Origin of the sequence: Hyphomonas sp., from assembly GCF_965284475.1 — a bacterium.
Lineage (GTDB): Bacteria > Pseudomonadota > Alphaproteobacteria > Caulobacterales > Hyphomonadaceae > Hyphomonas.
This window is the reverse complement of sequence record NZ_OZ260087.1, coordinates 2,113,257-2,129,676: the sequence shown is the minus strand read 5'-3', so window position 1 is coordinate 2,129,676 and position 16,420 is coordinate 2,113,257. Positions and strand designations below refer to the sequence as shown.

At 63.5% G+C, this 16,420-nt stretch carries 15 protein-coding genes; 3 read left to right on the top strand and 12 right to left on the bottom strand.

Annotated elements, in window-relative coordinates; translation table 11 throughout:
* Positions 1-9: 9 nt before the first annotated feature.
* Both ACQ66M_RS10495 and ACQ66M_RS10490 read left to right on the top strand, forming a co-directional pair.
* A complete protein-coding gene (locus ACQ66M_RS10495; RefSeq protein WP_350170375.1) occupies positions 10-570 on the top strand; it encodes a TadE/TadG family type IV pilus assembly protein in 561 nt (186 codons plus the stop codon).
* Positions 571-574: 4 nt separating this feature from the next.
* The gene (locus tag ACQ66M_RS10490; RefSeq protein ID WP_350170376.1) at positions 575-1,186 is read left to right on the top strand and encodes a TadE/TadG family type IV pilus assembly protein; all 612 of its coding nucleotides are present in this window, start codon (positions 575-577) and stop codon (positions 1,184-1,186) included.
* A gap of 36 nt (positions 1,187-1,222) precedes the next feature.
* On the opposite strand, the gene ACQ66M_RS10485 is transcribed toward ACQ66M_RS10490, so the two are convergent.
* Both ACQ66M_RS10485 and murC read right to left on the bottom strand, forming a co-directional pair.
* Positions 1,223-2,707 (bottom strand): MFS transporter, encoded by a 1,485-nt coding sequence (locus ACQ66M_RS10485; protein ID WP_430403674.1) that lies wholly within the window; start codon positions 2,705-2,707, stop codon positions 1,223-1,225.
* Positions 2,708-2,866: 159 nt separating this feature from the next.
* Positions 2,867-4,288 (bottom strand): UDP-N-acetylmuramate--L-alanine ligase, encoded by a 1,422-nt coding sequence (murC, locus tag ACQ66M_RS10480; protein ID WP_350170378.1) that lies wholly within the window; start codon positions 4,286-4,288, stop codon positions 2,867-2,869.
* Positions 4,289-4,479: 191 nt separating this feature from the next.
* Between murC and ACQ66M_RS10475 the strand changes: the two genes are divergently transcribed.
* Positions 4,480-4,968 carry a DUF3291 domain-containing protein gene (locus ACQ66M_RS10475; RefSeq protein WP_430403672.1) on the top strand — a complete coding sequence of 163 codons (489 nt, stop codon included), beginning with the start codon at positions 4,480-4,482 and terminating at the stop codon, positions 4,966-4,968.
* Here the strand turns inward: ACQ66M_RS10475 and ACQ66M_RS10470 are convergent.
* From ACQ66M_RS10470 to ACQ66M_RS10425, 10 genes are all read right to left on the bottom strand, one after another.
* On the bottom strand, positions 4,965-6,065 hold the full coding sequence (locus tag ACQ66M_RS10470; protein ID WP_430403670.1) for a UDP-N-acetylglucosamine--N-acetylmuramyl-(pentapeptide) pyrophosphoryl-undecaprenol N-acetylglucosamine transferase: 1,101 nt from the start codon (positions 6,063-6,065) through the stop codon (positions 4,965-4,967). The genes ACQ66M_RS10475 and ACQ66M_RS10470 overlap by 4 nt on opposite strands.
* Complete coding sequence (locus ACQ66M_RS10465) at positions 6,058-7,122, bottom strand: FtsW/RodA/SpoVE family cell cycle protein (protein WP_430405154.1); 1,065 nt, start codon at positions 7,120-7,122, stop codon at positions 6,058-6,060. The genes ACQ66M_RS10470 and ACQ66M_RS10465 overlap by 8 nt, the downstream gene beginning before the upstream one ends.
* An 83-nt stretch (positions 7,123-7,205) precedes the next feature.
* Positions 7,206-8,621, bottom strand: a complete 1,416-nt coding sequence (gene murD, locus ACQ66M_RS10460; RefSeq protein ID WP_350170382.1) for a UDP-N-acetylmuramoyl-L-alanine--D-glutamate ligase — start codon at positions 8,619-8,621, stop codon at positions 7,206-7,208.
* A 10-nt stretch (positions 8,622-8,631) separates the two neighbouring features.
* Positions 8,632-9,825, bottom strand: a complete 1,194-nt coding sequence (mraY, locus tag ACQ66M_RS10455; protein ID WP_350170383.1) for a phospho-N-acetylmuramoyl-pentapeptide-transferase — start codon at positions 9,823-9,825, stop codon at positions 8,632-8,634.
* Entirely contained in the window at positions 9,825-11,261 is a 1,437-nt protein-coding gene (locus ACQ66M_RS10450) for a UDP-N-acetylmuramoyl-tripeptide--D-alanyl-D-alanine ligase (protein ID WP_350170384.1), read from the bottom strand. Before ACQ66M_RS10450 ends, mraY begins: the two co-directional genes overlap by 1 nt.
* Positions 11,258-12,694 carry a UDP-N-acetylmuramoyl-L-alanyl-D-glutamate--2,6-diaminopimelate ligase gene (locus ACQ66M_RS10445; RefSeq protein ID WP_430403668.1) on the bottom strand — a complete coding sequence of 479 codons (1,437 nt, stop codon included), beginning with the start codon at positions 12,692-12,694 and terminating at the stop codon, positions 11,258-11,260. The genes ACQ66M_RS10450 and ACQ66M_RS10445 overlap by 4 nt, the downstream gene beginning before the upstream one ends.
* Positions 12,691-14,316 (bottom strand): peptidoglycan D,D-transpeptidase FtsI family protein, encoded by a 1,626-nt coding sequence (locus ACQ66M_RS10440; RefSeq protein ID WP_430403666.1) that lies wholly within the window; start codon positions 14,314-14,316, stop codon positions 12,691-12,693. The genes ACQ66M_RS10445 and ACQ66M_RS10440 overlap by 4 nt, the downstream gene beginning before the upstream one ends.
* Positions 14,313-14,648: a cell division protein FtsL gene (gene ftsL / locus ACQ66M_RS10435; protein ID WP_350170387.1), complete on the bottom strand. Its 336-nt coding sequence runs from the start codon at positions 14,646-14,648 to the stop codon at positions 14,313-14,315. The genes ACQ66M_RS10440 and ftsL overlap by 4 nt, the downstream gene beginning before the upstream one ends.
* Positions 14,645-15,673, bottom strand: coding sequence for a 16S rRNA (cytosine(1402)-N(4))-methyltransferase RsmH (gene rsmH / locus ACQ66M_RS10430; protein WP_430403664.1), 1,029 nt, complete (start codon positions 15,671-15,673; stop codon positions 14,645-14,647). The genes ftsL and rsmH overlap by 4 nt, the downstream gene beginning before the upstream one ends.
* Positions 15,673-16,188: a division/cell wall cluster transcriptional repressor MraZ gene (locus ACQ66M_RS10425; protein ID WP_430403662.1), complete on the bottom strand. Its 516-nt coding sequence runs from the start codon at positions 16,186-16,188 to the stop codon at positions 15,673-15,675. The genes rsmH and ACQ66M_RS10425 overlap by 1 nt, the downstream gene beginning before the upstream one ends.
* Positions 16,189-16,420 lie beyond the last annotated feature (232 nt).

The window sequence follows — 16,420 nt, the reverse complement described above, 5'->3', positions numbered from 1 at the left end:
GGTTAGATCATGTTCAACAGCCGTTACGGCATAATCGCACCGCGCCTCCTGGCGAAGTGGAATGCGTATGCCAAAGACCGCCGCGGCGTGGCCGCCGTCGAGTTCGCCATGGTGGCACTTCCCTTCTTCCTGCTGATATTTGGCCTGCTGGAAGTCTGCATGCTGTTCCTTGTCTCAACGGCAATGGAACACGCCGTACAGGAAGCGTCCCGCCAGATCCGCACGGGACAGGCCCAGGAAAGCGGCTTTAACGAGCAGAACTTCCGGACAACGGTCTGTGACAAGTTCTTCGGCCTGCTTGACTGTGACGACAAGCTGCACATCGACGTCAAGGCCATCGACAATTTCGGTGCTGCCAACCTCGTTTCTCCGCTCGATGTCGATGGCAATTTTGACGATAGCGGTTTCAATTACGATCCCGGCGGCCCGAACGATATCGTTGCCGTACGCGTATTCTACGAGTGGAACCTCATTACGCCCCTGCTGACGGCTCCGCTTTCGAACATGGCTGGAACAAAGCACCTCATCCAGGGCAATGCCGTGTTCCGCAACGAACCCTTTGGAGACTAGACCCATGTCCGCCAAGTCTTTCCTTTCCCGGATGAACCGCCGCCTGAAATGGCGCGGCATTCAGGGCCTGCACTATAATGAAAAGGGCGTTTCGGCCGTCGAATTCGCCCTGATCGCTCCGCTCATGGTCCTGATCTATTTTGGCTGTATCGAGCTCAGCTTCCTGATGCGCATGGACCGCCGTGTGACATCGACCAGTTCGAGCCTCGGTGACCTGACCGCCCGTCTGGCGACGGTCACCGATGACGACATGGCCGAAATGTTTGCTGCAGCCAAAGTCATGATGCAGCCCTATGATGCCGAAGCCGGCAGCATGCGCATCTCGAGCATCGTCGACGATGGCGATGGCGTCACAAAGGTCGCCTGGTCGGATGCCTATGCCATGTCACCGCTCTCTGAGGGCTCTGTTGTCACCGTGCCGGACGGTATCATCCCCTCCCCCGGATCGGCCATCGTGGCGGAAGTCCAGTTCAATTATCAAAGCCCGTTCGGCTATGTCCTGAAACTGGAACGCACCGTTTCCGACAAGTTCTACCTGCGCCCCCGCCGCGTCAGCGAAATCAGCCGCACGCACAAACCGGACGGAGATGGCACGTCCTTCGGACCAACCAGTTAGAGGGCTCTCCACCGGCCTTCCAACTGATCCTGAACATCACGCGTCAAAGCCCCGCTTTGGCGCGTGAACTTTCCACAGGATGATCAGTCCCAGCAGGAACATGAACCCGATTCCGCCCATGCCGATGCGCTGGTTGCCTGTCAGCCAGGTCAGCAGGCTGACAAGGCCCGGCCCCATCCAGACGGTCACGGTCCCGGCAATCGCGTAAAGGCCGAAGAACTCGCCAATCCGGTCATGCGGGGCGATGTGCACCAGCATGTATCGGCTCGATGAAATCGACGCCACGACGGCAATCGCCACAGGGATCACGAACAGGAAATAGGTCACGTCCGACAAGGTGTCGAAGAACGGGCTGCCCCAGATTGGCGTGCCGCTCGGGACCAGGCCGAACAGAAGGGAATCCGGCGTAATCGACAGTTGCAGCAGCAACAGGAAGGTCAGCACACCCAGCTCCCAGACCAGCGCGAGTTTTGGCCCCAGGACGCGATCAAGGAATCCGCCGACAAATCCGCCAACGGCCCCGAACAGGACACCCGTGATGCCGAAGAACAGGATCTCGACACCGCTCCAGCCAAGGAATGTCTTCGCAAACACTGCGCCCAGCGTCAGCAGGGCCGCCATGGCGTCAGCATAAATCGTACGTGCAATCAGGAAGCGCATCGTCTGAGGATGTTCGCGGAACAGTTGCGCCAGGTACTTTTTGAAAACGCTTGCACGCTGCATCAATGTTTGCGCCTTGCCTGCATTGCGGTCCTCGCCCCGGAACACGTCTCCGGCCGCCTGTTTCCAGCTCAATCCCTTGCTCAGGCCGTCCGGCATGAACACGAAGAAGGGAATAAGCAGCAAGGTCATCCAGACCGCCACGAATGGCCCGGCAAAACGCTGTGGCTCATGCGTCGCCTGGTCCAGAGGGATGACCTGCGACTCTGCCGCGAAAGGCAGGCCCGATCCCGGCAGCAACAGGCCGAACAGGAAGAAGATGAGGATTCCGACACTGAGGATATTGCCCATGGACAGGCCGAGGCCCGAAATGATCGGCAGTGCGCTGGGCCTGCCCGCCGATGGCAGCATCGCATTATGAAGCACTTCGGAATAGCCGTAGCAGCAATAAGCGATCGCCAGCACGGCCATGGTCGGCCACATCGTCAGCGGGCCGTCCGGGCGCGCCCACCACAGGGCAAACGAACACACAGCCATGACGGCCATGAAAACGAAAATCGGCGGCTTTCGCCGGCCGGCCTTGTCCGCCACCACACCCAGCAGCGGCGCTGTCAGGGCCGTGACAATGCCCGCAATGGTGATGGTCAGGCCAGACAGGGTCAGGCCCTGCTCACCGCCGCCCACCATCACCTCGGCGAAATACGGGGCGAAAATGTAGATGACGATCAGATTGTAATAGGGGTTGCGGGCCCCCTCGAAGATCGCCCAGGCCAGCCCCTTGATGCCAAAAGGTCCCCCGTCCACAGCTGGCTGCTTCGCAAGGCTTCCAGTCAATGGCGCTGCGGCAATTGATTCGGTCATTCGGCGATAATCTCCCGGGTCGGTCTGCGGCATGATTGTTCGCCGTCTTTTGCCGACCGTGCGATATTCCGCGCCGCAATGGAAGCGATTTGGCCGTTTCCAGCCTGTTTGCGTCGGGGAAACACCGGGCGCTCTGCTGACAGACGCTGACGTCCCCGATCAGAGCTTGTCGGCCAGGTCCCCGGCATATCTGGTGATATCCCCTGCCCCAAGGCAGACAACCATGCCGCCTGGCCTGGCAATACCCCTGATCGCTTCGGGCAGGTCGTCGAGCGAGGCGAGCACATGGGCGCCCCTGTGGCCGTGCCGCCGGATGCTGGCAACCAGCGTCTCATGGGTGATGCCCTCAATCGGCGTTTCGCCCGCCTCGTAGACCGGCGACACGAACACGTCATCGGCAGCGTCAAAGCAGCGGGAAAATTCATCGAACAGGTCACGCAGGCGTGTGTAGCGGTGCGGCTGGCAGACGGCGACCAGCTGGCCCTGGCCCAGCATGGCGCGCGCCGCCTTGAGCACGGCGGCAATCTCGACCGGGTGATGGCCGTAATCGTCAATGATCCGTACCGTGCCCTCGCCGGCACCCTTCGGCGCCCATTCCCCCACCGTCGTGAACCGCCGCTTCACCCCGCCAAAACCGGCCAGCGCCGCCCGGATCTGCTCGTCTGTCGCGCCCAGCTCCAGCGCCACCGTGATCGCCGCCAGCGCGTTCTGCACATTGTGTTCGCCCGCCATGGGCAGCGTCAGGTCCCTGATGATCCGCGGGCTGGCCGAACCCGGCCGCCGCAGCGCGACATCGAAATGCGCGCCGTCAAGATCGGTATTCAGGTTCACCGCCCGCACATCGGCCTGCCGGTTGAAGCCATAGCTGATCCGGCGGCGGTCAGTGACGCGCGCCGCCAGGTCCTGCACTTCGGGATGGTCGGTGCAGAGCACGGCAAAGCCGTAGAATGGCAGGTTTTCCACAAATGTATCAAAGGCTTCGCGAAGCTTTTCCATCGAGCCGTAATGGTCCATGTGCTCCGGGTCGATATTCGTCACGATCGCGCAGGTCGGGTGCAGCTTGGCAAACGTGCCGTCGCTCTCGTCGCTCTCTACTACCATCCAGTCGCTCTCGCCCGCCTTGTAGTTCGAGCCGTAGGCATGAATGATCCCGCCATTGATGACGGTCGGGTCAATGCCGCAGCCATCCAGCAGGCAGGCCACCATGCTCGTTGTCGTCGTCTTGCCATGCGTCCCGGCAACGCAGACCGTGTATTTAAGCCGCGTAATCTCGGCCAGCATGTTGGCCCTTCGCACAACGGGAATGCCGGCTGCGCGTGCAGCCAGCACTTCAGGATTGTCCTTCCTGATCGCCGAGGAAATAATCACCGTTCCGGCACCCTTCACGTTCTCGCCGCGATGCCCGATGAAAACACTGGCTCCCTTCTCGCGCAGGCGCTGCACATTTGCGCTGTCGGAAATGTCGGAGCCCTGCACCTGGTAGCCCATGGTCAGCATCACGTCGGCGATGCCCGACATGCCGATGCCGCCTATGCCGACAATATGCGCCGGGCCGAGATCGAAAGGGGTGGGAGATGTCATGCGCGAACCGATCCAGTCAGAGAAAAACGTCAGTGATAGCGATACCGTGCTGCCTGTTCGGGACGCAAGGACCCCGAAACATTGAAATTCCGCCAGTCTCACCTCAACTCATTGCTTCGATGGCAATCGTGGCGAATGATGGGCTTAACCGGGCGACTTTTGCGAAGCTTTGAGGGCGAGAGGGAAATTCAATGAAAATGCACCTGGCCGAACTCAATGTCGGGCGCCTCGTTGCCCCGACAGACGACCTGCGGGTCAGGGAATTCATGGACAATCTCGACCTGATCAACGGACTTGGGAAGCAGATGCCCGGCTTTGTCTGGATGATGGAAGGCTCGGGCGAACCCGGCAAAGGCAATACGGACGCCGGGATCGGCGGAGACCCTCAGTTCGTTGCAAACCTGACTGTGTGGGAAGACGTTGAGAGCCTTGAGCGGTTCGTCTGGGGCACCGTCCACCGCCAGTTTTACGACCGCCGCGAGACCTGGTTCGAGGTCATGCGCGACATGCATTTCGTCATGTGGTGGGTGCCCGAGGGCCATCAGCCAACGCTGGAGGAGGCCCTTGACCGGCTCGCCCGGCGTCAGCGCGAAGGCGACACTGACGACGCCTTTGGCTGGGACTGGCTGCGCGCAGCCCGGATGCACAAGACGCATGGCTGCCGACCCTCGGCCGCCTAAAGCTCAGCCACCCGCTCGGCCATGTCGGCCAGCTCGCTCGCCGCGTTCACCCTGCCGACCGATTTGGCCGCCGCCGCGCGCTTGCGCAGGTCGTCGCCATGGGCCAGCCGCACGGCGATCAGGCTGCCCAGCATCTTGGGATAGAGATTGCCTTCCAGCAGCATGTCGGCCGCCTCGACATCCGTCAGCGCCTCGGCATTGGCCGTCTGGTGGTCATCCATCGCGATCGCCAGCGGAATCAGGATCGACGGGCGTCCGACGACAGCCAGTTCGCTCACCGTGCCCGCCCCTGACCGGGCCACAACCAGATGCGCCGCTGCCAGCCGTTCCGGCATGTCCGCAAAGAATGGCGCAAGGTCGGCGTCAACCTGGGCCCGCCGGTAAATGTTGCGCACACCCTCCATCTGCTCTGCCCGCACCTGTTGCACCACTTTCAGGCGTCCGCGCAGCGACTCAGGGACATGGTCCGCAATCGCCAGCGGAACGGTATCGCCGATGACGCTCGACCCCTGGCTGCCACCCGTTACGAACAGGACCAGCTTGCCTTCGGTTGCAGGATAGGGCGCATCGCGCATCGCGACGATGGGCGCCCGCACCGGATTGCCAATCGGCATATGGGCCGCGCCTGCCGGAAGATAGTCCAGCCGGTTGAACCCGCTCGCCACCAGCCTGGCATGCCGGGCAAATTGTCTGTTGACCCGGCCAAGCACAGCATTCTGCTCATGAATGATGATCGGCACACCGCGCTTTTTCGCCGCCGCCAGTGCAGGATAGGCCGGATAGCCGCCGAAACCGGCCACCAGAGCCGGCTGTGTCTCCTTCATCAGGCGCCCCGCGCGGGCGATGCCCGCCCGGATCTTCAGGGCTGCCGAAGGCAGTGTCCAGGGCTTGCGGAAGTTCGGCGATGCGGCCTTCACCTCCTCTTTCCATTCCGCCGGAAAGTCGGCCGCATAGCGCAGGCCCCTGTTGTCGGAGATCAACCCCACCTTCCATCCGCGCGCGCGCATTTCGTCCGCAAACGCGCGTGCCGGGAACATGTGTCCGCCCGTACCGCCTGCTGCAATGATCACCAGTTTCCCGGTGTTTGGCTTATCCATACCTGCCTCTTGTGCGCGTACCTTGTCCGCGCACAAGTGCCAGTGCCAGCCCGAGTGTCAATGCCGTGCCGATCATCGAGGAGCCGCCATAGGAAACAAATGGCAAAGTCATGCCTTTTGGAGGGATCAAGGCCACATTCACGGCAATATTGATCGCCGCCTGAAGACCGAACAGGCAGAACAGTCCGGCCGCCGCCGCGCGGGCATAGCCATCATCAAGCCGGGCTGCTGCCCGGAAGCCGCGCAGCACCATCAGCGAGAAAACAGCCAGAAGCACGATCGCCGCGACCAGCCCGAATTCCTCGACCATGACCGAGAAGATGAAATCGGTATGTGCGTCCGGCAGGCTGGCCTTGACCAGCCCCTCCCCCGGCCCGACACCGAACAGGCCCCCGCGCCCGATGGCTTCGGCCGCCTTGTCGATCTGGTATGTGTCATATTGCGTCGGATTGACGAAACTGTTCACCCGCACGCGCACATGCGGCAGCAGCGCATAGAGAAGGCCGGCAAGCCCTGCCCCGCCCCCTGCAAAGGCCGCCGCCCATTTCCAGGGCAGGCCGCTGATGAAGAACGTGATGACAAATGCCGCCGTCAGAAGGGCCGCCTGCCCGACATCGGGCTGCAGCAGTAACAGGCCCAGCGTGACCGCATAAAACACAAAGGCGATCACCGCCCACGGACCGCTCGGATAGGCTTCGCGCTGGGCCAGCAGCCAGCCGCTCAGCACGATCAGCGCCGGCTTGACCATTTCGCTCGGCTGCAGGGAAAAGCCGGCAATGCGCAGCCAGCGCTGTGCGCCCTTTGCCTCGTAGCCAAACACCAGGATCCATACCATCAGCAACAGCGCGCCAATGAAGATCACCGTGGCCGCCCGCCGCGCCCAGGCCTGGTTGAGCATGCTGAATGCGATCAGGATGACGGCTGCGGACACCGCGAAAGCGGCCTGCCGGATAACAAAGAAATACTCATGGTCGTAACCGATACGCTTGGCGGCGGTCGGGCCGGCCGCCAGCGACATGAGAAGCCCGATCGCGATCAGGAAGAACGCCCCGCCCATCAGACCCCAGTCAACCGTGCGACGCCACTCGGTCAGCCACGACGTATCGGACCGGGCGAACTGCAGGGCGGTCGGGGCTGCGTTCAAGCCATCACCTTGATCTCATTCGGCATCATCGCCTGAACAATTGACCGGAAGACATCCCCGCGATGCTCGAAATCGCGATACTGGTCGAAACTCGCGCAGGCGGGCGACAACAGCACGATCGGGTGCTCATCCCCAGCGCCACGGGCATCGCGCAGCGCGGCCTCGACCGCTTTTTCCATCGTGCCGCATTTCTGCAAGGGGACCTTGCCCTTCAGCGTTGCGGCAAACGCGTCTTCCGCATCACCGATCAGGTAGGCTTTCGCAATGTTCGGGAACAGGGGCGCCAGCGGTGCAATGCCCTCCGCCTTCGGCACGCCGCCAGCAATCCAGTAGACATTCCTGAAGGCTCTCAGCGCCTGCTCTGCGGCTTGCGCATTGGTCGCCTTGGAATCATTCACGAACCTGACCCCGTCAACTTCACCCACAGTCTCAAGACGGTGCGCCAGGCCGGCAAAGGATTTCAGGCCTGCCATGATCACCTGCTGGTCGATACCGAGGGCACGGCAGGCGGCATAGGCCGCGGCTGCGTTCTGGTGATTGTGCGTGCCCGGCAGTGACGGGCAGTCAGCCAGGTTGCCGATCAGTTCGGCCTTGCCGGACTGGTTGTCATACAGGCGACCGTCAATCGCGCTGACGCCGCGCCCCAGCGAATAGGTCGAGGACGCATGGACGACGCGGCCCTTGCCCTGCCCGGCAAGACCAATGGCGATGGACTGCGTGATGACGTCATCGAAGCCGACAATCGCCACGTCACCGGGCTGCTGGTTCTGGAAGATACGCATCTTGGCAGCCTGATAGCCTTCCATGCCGCCATGCCGCTCGAGATGGTCCGGGCTCATGTTGAGCAGCACGGCAACATCGCAGTGCAGGCTTTTCACGAGGTCGAGCTGGTAGGATGACAGTTCCAGCACATAGACTGCATTGGCATGCAGCGCGGCGAGATCCAGTACGCCGGTGCCGATATTGCCGCCGATGCGCGCGTCGCGACCGGCCTGTTTCAGGATGTGTCCGATCAGGGCCGTCGTGGTCGATTTTCCGTTCGTCCCGGTGATCCCAATGATCTTCGGGCGGCCGCGTTCGGGCAGCGACTGCACGGCCCGCGCAAACAGCTCCATGTCGCCGACAACCGGCACGCCGGTCATCTCGGCCATGCGCACGATCCGGTGCGGCGCCGGGAACCTGTAGGGAATGCCGGGCGACAGGACGAGCGCGGCGAAGGTCTGCCAGTCGCGCTTGTTGATGTCCGACAGTGTGACGCCCGCCGCTTCGGCCTTGTTGCGCGTGTCCTCATTATCGTCCCACGCATGCACGCGTGCGCCGCCCGCCTTCAGCGCTTTTGCTGCGCTGAGGCCTGTCCGGCCAAGGCCAAACACGGCGACATCCCGTCCTGCGTATTCCGTAATGGGGATCATGGGGTGGCGGTTACCTCAGCTTCAGTGTTGCGAGGCCCGCAAGGGCGAACAGGACGGACAGGATCCAGAAGCGCGCGACGACACGCGTTTCCGGCCAGTTCTTTTTCTGGAAATGATGGTGCAGCGGCGCCATCAGGAAGATGCGCTGGCCGGTGCCGGTCAGGCGGCGGGTGATCTTGAACCAGGCGACCTGCAGCATCACCGACAGGGCTTCCATCACGAAAAGGCCGCCAATGATGACCAGCGCAAACTCGTGCTTGGTCGCCACGGCGACAACGCCCAGCATGCCGCCAAGGCCGAGCGAGCCGGTGTCGCCCATGAAAACCTTGGCCGGATAGGCATTGTACCAGAGAAAACCCATGCCGGCACCGATCATGGCGCCCAGCACGACAGCGATCTCGCCTGCGCCCGGCGCGAACTGGATGCCGAGATATTGCGCGAAGACAAAGTTGCCGGTCAGGTAGGCAATCATCGCATAGGCGGCCGCCGCGAAGGTCATCGGCACAATGGCCAGCCCGTCGAGACCATCCGTGAAATTCACCGCATTGGCACTGCCGACAACAACGATCATGCCGAACAGGATGAAGAAGCCACCGAGCGGCAGGAAATAATTGTTCACGAAGGGCACCGCGACACCGCCGGAAAAGGCGGGGTCTGCCGGCTGCACGGAGGTCTTCGGGGCGAGGGCGGCAATCTGCTCGGCCAGGCCGTTCAGCGGGCCCCACTGGGCATGCCCGTCAGGCGTATGGGCGCCATGCAGCCCCATGATGAAGGCACAGGCAACCGCCGCAATCGCAAACCCGATCAGCAGGCGGGCGCGCGCCGACACGCCATCGGCGCTCTCCTTCGTCACCTTGGCATAGTCATCGAGGAATCCGAGCAAGGCATAGGACAGCGTCACGAACAGCACGACCCAGACATACGGATTGTGAAGATTGCCCCAGAGCAGCACGCCGACCAGCAGACCGATCCAGATCAGCAGGCCGCCCATCGTGGGTGTGCCCTGCTTTGACATCTGCGCTTCCAGCGACAGGTCGCGGATCGGCTGACCCTTGCCCTGCCGGGCCCGGAGCATGTTGATGATCGCGTCACCAAACACCACTGACACCAGAAAAGCCGTCACGACGGCAGCACCGGCGCGGAACGTGATATAATTCAGTAGGTTGAAGAAACCGCTATCTGCGGCCAGCCATTCGTACAGCATCACCTGACCTCTGCAGCGTCTTGCGCGCCGCTATCCATCTTGCCCAAACCAGCCGCTGCACTTCGTTGGCGCAAGCGGTCTGCAATACGTCCCATCCCGGAGGCATTCGACCCTTTGATCAAGAGCACGTCGCCATCTCTCACTGCATTTAGCAGTGCATTCCACAGCTCATCCGCCCTGGGTGCCCACACCTGCTGCAGGCCGGGTGGCAGGGCCTCTGCAAGGTGAGTCATTTTGTCACCCACGAGGAACACGCCCTCGGCGCCGCTGGCGACGACATCCGGCGCCAGAGCGGCATGTTCGCGGGCTGACTCCTCACCCAGTTCCAGCATTTCGCCGAGCGCCACGAGCCGCCGTCCGCCCTTGCGCTGCGGCAGGGCCGAGAGAGCCGCCCGCATGCTTGACGGGTTGGCATTGTAGGAATCGTCAACCAGCGTGAAATGACCGCCATCCGGCAGCGCCATGCGTTCTGTCGTTCCGCGTCCCGGTGGCGGGGCATAGCCCGAGAGGGCGGCTGCGCAGTCAGCAACGGACATTCCGGTCTGGCTCGCCGCCAGCAGCGCTGCGGCCACATTGAGCGCCCAGTGCTTGCCGACCGCATCTATCTTCACTTCTGCGCGCGTGCCGATTACGTCAACGCTGATATGGCTGGTTGCGCCATCGGATTCATATCCCGTCACACGCGCCGTCGCATCGTCTGCCACGCCGAAGGTTTCAAGATTGCCTGTCGGACACAGCGCACGGGCCCGCTCTGAGAGCTGGTCGAGAAACGTGTCATCGGCCGGCAGGATGAACGTGCCGCCCGCTTCCATCCCGGCAAAGATGTCGGACTTTTCGTCGGCGACCGCTTCAAGGCTGCCAAGGCCTTCCAGGTGCGCCCCGGCAATGCAGGTAATGATGCCGATATGCGGACGCACCATCAGGCTGCGCGGCGCAATTTCGCCCGGCGTCGACATGCCGATCTCGAACACGGCGCGCTCCGTCGCCTCCGGCATCCGGGCCAGTGTCAGCGGCACGCCCCAGTGATTGTTGAAGCTCTTGACGTTCCAGTGCGCCGGGCCGGCCGCGCGATAGATGCGCGCCAGCATTTCCTTGACCGAAGTCTTGCCGACACTGCCGGTGACAGCCGTGCGGATCGCGCCGGACCGGGCCCGCGCCGCGATACCCATCATCTCCAGCGCCGCCTGCACGTCATCGACCATCAGGGTCGCCCCGCCGGTCACCGGTTTCGATACCAGCGCGCCTGCCGCGCCGGCCTTGAAGGCGGCCTCGGCAAAATCATGCCCGTCGCGCTGGTCCTGCAGCGCCACGAACAGGTCACCCGGCATCAGGGTGCGCGTATCAATCGAGATCGTGCCCGACACCCAGAACGGATCGGAGGCCGTCCCGCCGGTCGCGAGGGCAATCTCTTCAGAGGTCCAGAGAAGCTGGCTCATGCGTGCTCCCCTGCCAGCGCCGACAGCGCCGTGTCCTGATCCGAGAAGGGGATGATGGTGCTGCCGATGATCTGGCCGGTCTCATGGCCCTTGCCGGCGATGACCAGCGTGTCGCCCTTCTTCAGTTCCGCGATGACGGTGCGGATTGCCACTTCCCGGTCGCCGATCTCGCGCGCGCCCGGCGCACCCGCCAGAACGGACCTGCGAATGGCGGCGGCATCTTCCGTGCGGGGATTGTCGTCCGTCACGATCACGTCATCGGCCTGGCGCGTCGCAATCTCGCCCATGATCGGGCGCTTCGTCGCGTCCCGGTCGCCACCGCAGCCGAAGATCACTTTCAGCCGCCCGGCCGTGTGCGGGCGCACCGCGCGCAGCAACACATCAAGGCCGTCCGGCGTATGCGCATAGTCAACGAATACCCCTGCCCCGGCCGGTGTCTTGCCGACAAGTTCAAGGCGGCCCTTCACGGGCTGCAGGTGCGTCAGCCCGTCGGCAACCTGTTCGAAGGTCAGGCCGAGTGCCAGGGCAATTGCCGCCGCCGCCAGCGCATTCAGGGCCTGGAACTCGCCGATCAGCGGCAGTTCCAGCGGCTTCTGCTCCACATCGCGCCAGAACAGGTTCAGCACCTGCCCCGTGGCGCGCGGCATGATTTCGTCAATCCACAGATCCTCGCCGCGCCAGCCGAACGACACGATCTGCAGGCCGGCCGTCCTGGCGGCCTCCTCGAACACGTCGCGATGGTCGCTGTCGGCATTCACGATGGCCGGCATGCCCTGATGGCCGAGCTGGCGGAACAGGCGCAGCTTGGCATCGAGATAGGCTTCCATCGTGGCGTGATAGTCGAGATGGTCCTGCGTGAAGTTCAGGAACGCCACGGCCGCAAGGTCCACCCCGTCAAGGCGGTACTGCTCAAGCCCGTGGCTGGAGGCTTCCATCGCACAATGCGACACGCCCTGCCGGACAAGCTCGCGCAGCGTCTCATGAATGGTCACCGGGTCCGGCGTCGTGTGACCGACATCAATCTTGCCGCCAGGGCCGATGGCGCCCAGCGTGCCCATAGAGGCGGCCCCAAGACCGGCCCGCGACCAGATCTGGCGCAGGAAGTCCACCGTTGAAGATTTGCCGTTCGTGCCCGTGATTGCCACCACGGTTTCAGGCTGGGAATGGTAGAAATGCTTCGCCGCCAGCGCCAGCGCCCGGCGCGGCTCGTCGGCGATGACATGCGGCACAGGCATCTTTTCGACGCCGCCATCCGACAGGATCGCGGCCGCACCGGCCTCGACCGCCTGCGGCACGAACTTGCGTCCGTCCGTCGCCGTGCCCGCAAGGGCCGCAAACAGGAAGCCCGGCTGCACCTTGCGGCTGTCTGCCGTCATGCCGGTGATCTCGGTGTCGCCGTCTTCGGCGAGGGGAAACAGGTCCTTCAGCTTCACAGGGAACTCCTCTCATCTGATGCAGAGCGGAGTTCAGCGCCAGCGGGCCGGACGCCTTCGAAATGCGGCGCGAGTCCGAGCAGTGGCGCGACGCGTTCGATGATCCGTCCGGCCGTCGGAGCTGCGTTCAGCGCGGCTGTATCGCCCCGCTCCGCCCCTGCCTTTGGTTCATCCAATGTCACGATCAGGGCATATTGGGGGCGGTCATAGGGAAAGATGGCCGCAAAGCTCGCCACGTTGCGTGTATCGTCATATCCGCCCGGTACAGGCTTCTCCGCCGTGCCGGTCTTTCCGGCCACGCCATAGCCGGCCACTTCGGCGCGCTTGCCCGTGCCGTTCACCACCGCTTCGCGCATCATCACGTTGACCATGTCGGCCGTCAGGGCCGACATGACGCGCACCGGGGCGGGCTTGCGCGCCTCATCCACGACCAGTGTCGGGCTGGCTCGCTCGCCCCCGTTCGCAAAGGCTGAAAATCCGCTCAGGAAGGCCATGGGCGTCACCGCGATGCCATGTCCGTAAGACACGGTTGCCGCCGAAAGGTCATCAAACCGTTCCGGCAGGATTGGCCTGGCGCTGCCGGCCAGTTCGATCGGCGCACGCTCCATCAGCCCCAGCCCTTCCAGGAAGGCCTTCTGGCGGCGCGGGCCCAGCGCGGCATTGATATGCACGGTCCCGAGATTCGAGCTTTCCGAGATGATCCGGCCCGCGTTGGCCGGGCCACGGATCGGGTGCAGATCGTGAATTTCATAGCCGCGAATATCCATCGGCGTCTCGACGTCGAACAGGTCGGTCGGCTTGATCGCACCCGCTTCAAGGGCCGCTGCCACCGTGAACGGCTTGAACACCGAGCCAAGCTCATACACGGCGCCTGTGGCCCGGTTCAGCCGTGCCGCATCGTCCGCTTTCAGGTCGCGCGCGCGATTGGCGTCCAGTGGCGGCCAGCTGGCCATCGCGCGCACTTCGCCGGAATGGGAATCCATCAGGATGACCGTCCCGCCCTGAATGTCATGCTCGGCGGCCGCAGCCGACAGTTCCGATTCCACGGCGGACTGGACGCCATTGTCGATGGTCAGGCGCAGGGGCTCGCCGCCCGCCTTCAGCCGTTCGTCCATCGCGTATTCGATGCCGCCAATGCCCCTGCCGTCGACATTGGTATAGCCGAGCAAATGCCCGGCCAGCGTACCGCGCGGATAGGCGCGGCGGCTTTCTTCCTCGAAGCGCAGGCCTTCAAGGCCAAGATCGAACACGGCCTTGCGCTGGCGCGGCGTCAGGCCGCGTTTGACATAGACAAATTCGCGCGCCTCATTCGACAGGTCCCGGGTGAGGTCGTCGGTGTCCACGTCCGGCAGCACGCTCTTCAGCGACCGGGCCACATCGCCTGCGTCCCAGATCAGCCTGGGATTGGCGACGAGCGAATAGGCCGTCACCGAGGTTGCCAGCAACTCGCCATTGCGGTCGACAATGTCGGCCCGTGCGGGCGCTTCCACCTTGGCCACGCTGTGCGCGCGTGCCGGCGCTGACGAGATTGCAAGGTAGCCGCCCTTGCCCGCCAGCACGACGAAGAGGGCGCTCAGGCCCAATCCGACAAGGCGTGTCCGGTCGCGGGCGCGTTCGGTCATTTTTCGCCCTCCGCATCTTCCGGCTTGACGCTCTCGCCCGCCTTCAGCGGCGGTCCGACCACCGCGTCGAGATCGGATTCACGGGCAATCTGGTCCGGGCGCGGCGGCGCCATGCCCAGTTCGTTGCGCGCATATTCCTCGATCCATTCGCGGCGGCTCATATGGGACAGTTCGGTCTCCAGCAGCGCCTTTTCGTGGCGCGCATCCTCGATCTGTGCCTCGACGGCCATCAGTTCGGCGGCCGTGTCCCTGGCGCCATACTTTGCCCGGTAGAGGCTCACGATCAGCAGGCCCACAATCAGGATTCCGAACAGGAATGCACGACGGCTCATACCACATCCTCCAGGTCCGACAGGGGCGGCAGGTTCATGCCGTCGCTGGCGTCTTCCTCGATCGCGGGCGCACCGGTACGGATCGCAGCCCGCAGCTTGGCTGAACGTGCGCGCGGATTGCCTTCCACTTCCTTATCAGACGGAACAATTGCTTTCGAAACAGCGAGTTCGAATGTCGGCTCCGGCCCCTTGGCAGCCAGCGGCATGTGGCGCGAGCCGCCGCCCTGCTTGCCGGCCCGGTCGCGCAGCCATTGCTTGACCATCCGGTCTTCCAGCGAATGGAACGCCACGATGACCAGGCGGCCGCCGGGACGCAGCAGGCGTTCGGCGGCGCACAGGGCGCGGGCCAGTTCTCCCAGCTCGTCATTCACATACATGCGGATCGCCTGGAAGGTCAGCGTCGCCGGGTGGGTCCGCGCCCCGCGGCGCCCGCCAACCGCCACTTCAACGGAATCGGCGAGGTCTGACGTCGTCTCGAACGGCTGCTGGGCCCGGCGCTGCACGATGTGGCGGGCAATGCGGCGCGCCTGCTTTTCCTCGCCAAGGCGGTAGATGATGTTGGACAGGTCGCGCTCGGACATCGTGTTCACGACATCCGCTGCCGTCGGCCCGGCGGCGCCCATGCGCATGTCCAGCGGGCCATCCTTCATGAAGGAAAAGCCGCGCTCGCCTTCATCGATCTGAAAGCTCGACACGCCGATATCCAGCACCACGCCGTCCACCGCCTTGTGCCCGGCATTGACAACCAGGGCGTCCATTTCGCCAAACCGGCCGAGTAGCGGGGTCAGGCGCGGTGTTTCCAGCGCCAGTTTCTCGGCGCGCAGGATGGCATCAAGGTCGCGGTCAATCGCCATGACGCTGCACTTTGCCGCCTCAAGGATCGCCCGTGTATAGCCGCCGCCGCCAAACGTGCCGTCAACGATCAGGTCGCCATCCTGCGGCGCCAGCCATGTCAGCACTTCATCCATCATGACCGGCCTGTGGCCGGATGCAGGTGTGCGTGCTGCTGTGTGCCGTGCGCTCATCAGCCTTCGCTCCCGTCGACCAGTTTGGGGCCCATATAGTTTCCGGCGCCCTGCTGGTGCAGGACTTCGGAATAGGCCCGGCCGAAGGCGGCCAGGGTTTCAGGCGCCGCGGCGGCGGCTTCCATGGCGGCATTGAAGGCGGCGTGCTTTTCCGGGTTCCAGATCTGGAAACTGTCCATATTGCCGGCAAACTTGATCCGGCCGTCGAGTTCGGCAGCCTTGCAGAGCTCCTCGGGCAGCCTGATCCGGCCGGTTTCATCCATCTTCAGGTCGGCGGACCCGGCGATGATGCGGTTCACCAGTGCCTTGCGCACCTCTGATTGCGGGGCAAGGCGCGTCAGGGTCGCCCGGTACATGTTCATCAGGGCCTCGCCGCCACCCTCCAGGCAGCCTGAACCGTCGAGGGCCTGCCAGAGGAAAATCCGGGTGCCACCGCCAAGCGCGGCGCGAAAGGACGCGGGGATGGACACCCGGCCTTTTGCATCAATAGCGCTCTCATAGGTGGAAACGAACACCCGCCAACCCTGTCTTTGTTATGCCTAAACCCCAGCATGGGTAAACCATGTGTAAATTCGGGATACCATGGGTATGAATGGGCCTCAATGGGCTGAGTGGGTGAATCCAAATATCCACAAGCGCGCCCTGAGAGAACATAGGTGGCACACACAGGGAACATGTCAGAACACGCACCTGGGCGGGCATGGGACGGCCCGATTTTGTCGTTCTGAATCAGTTGGTTGCAGATAC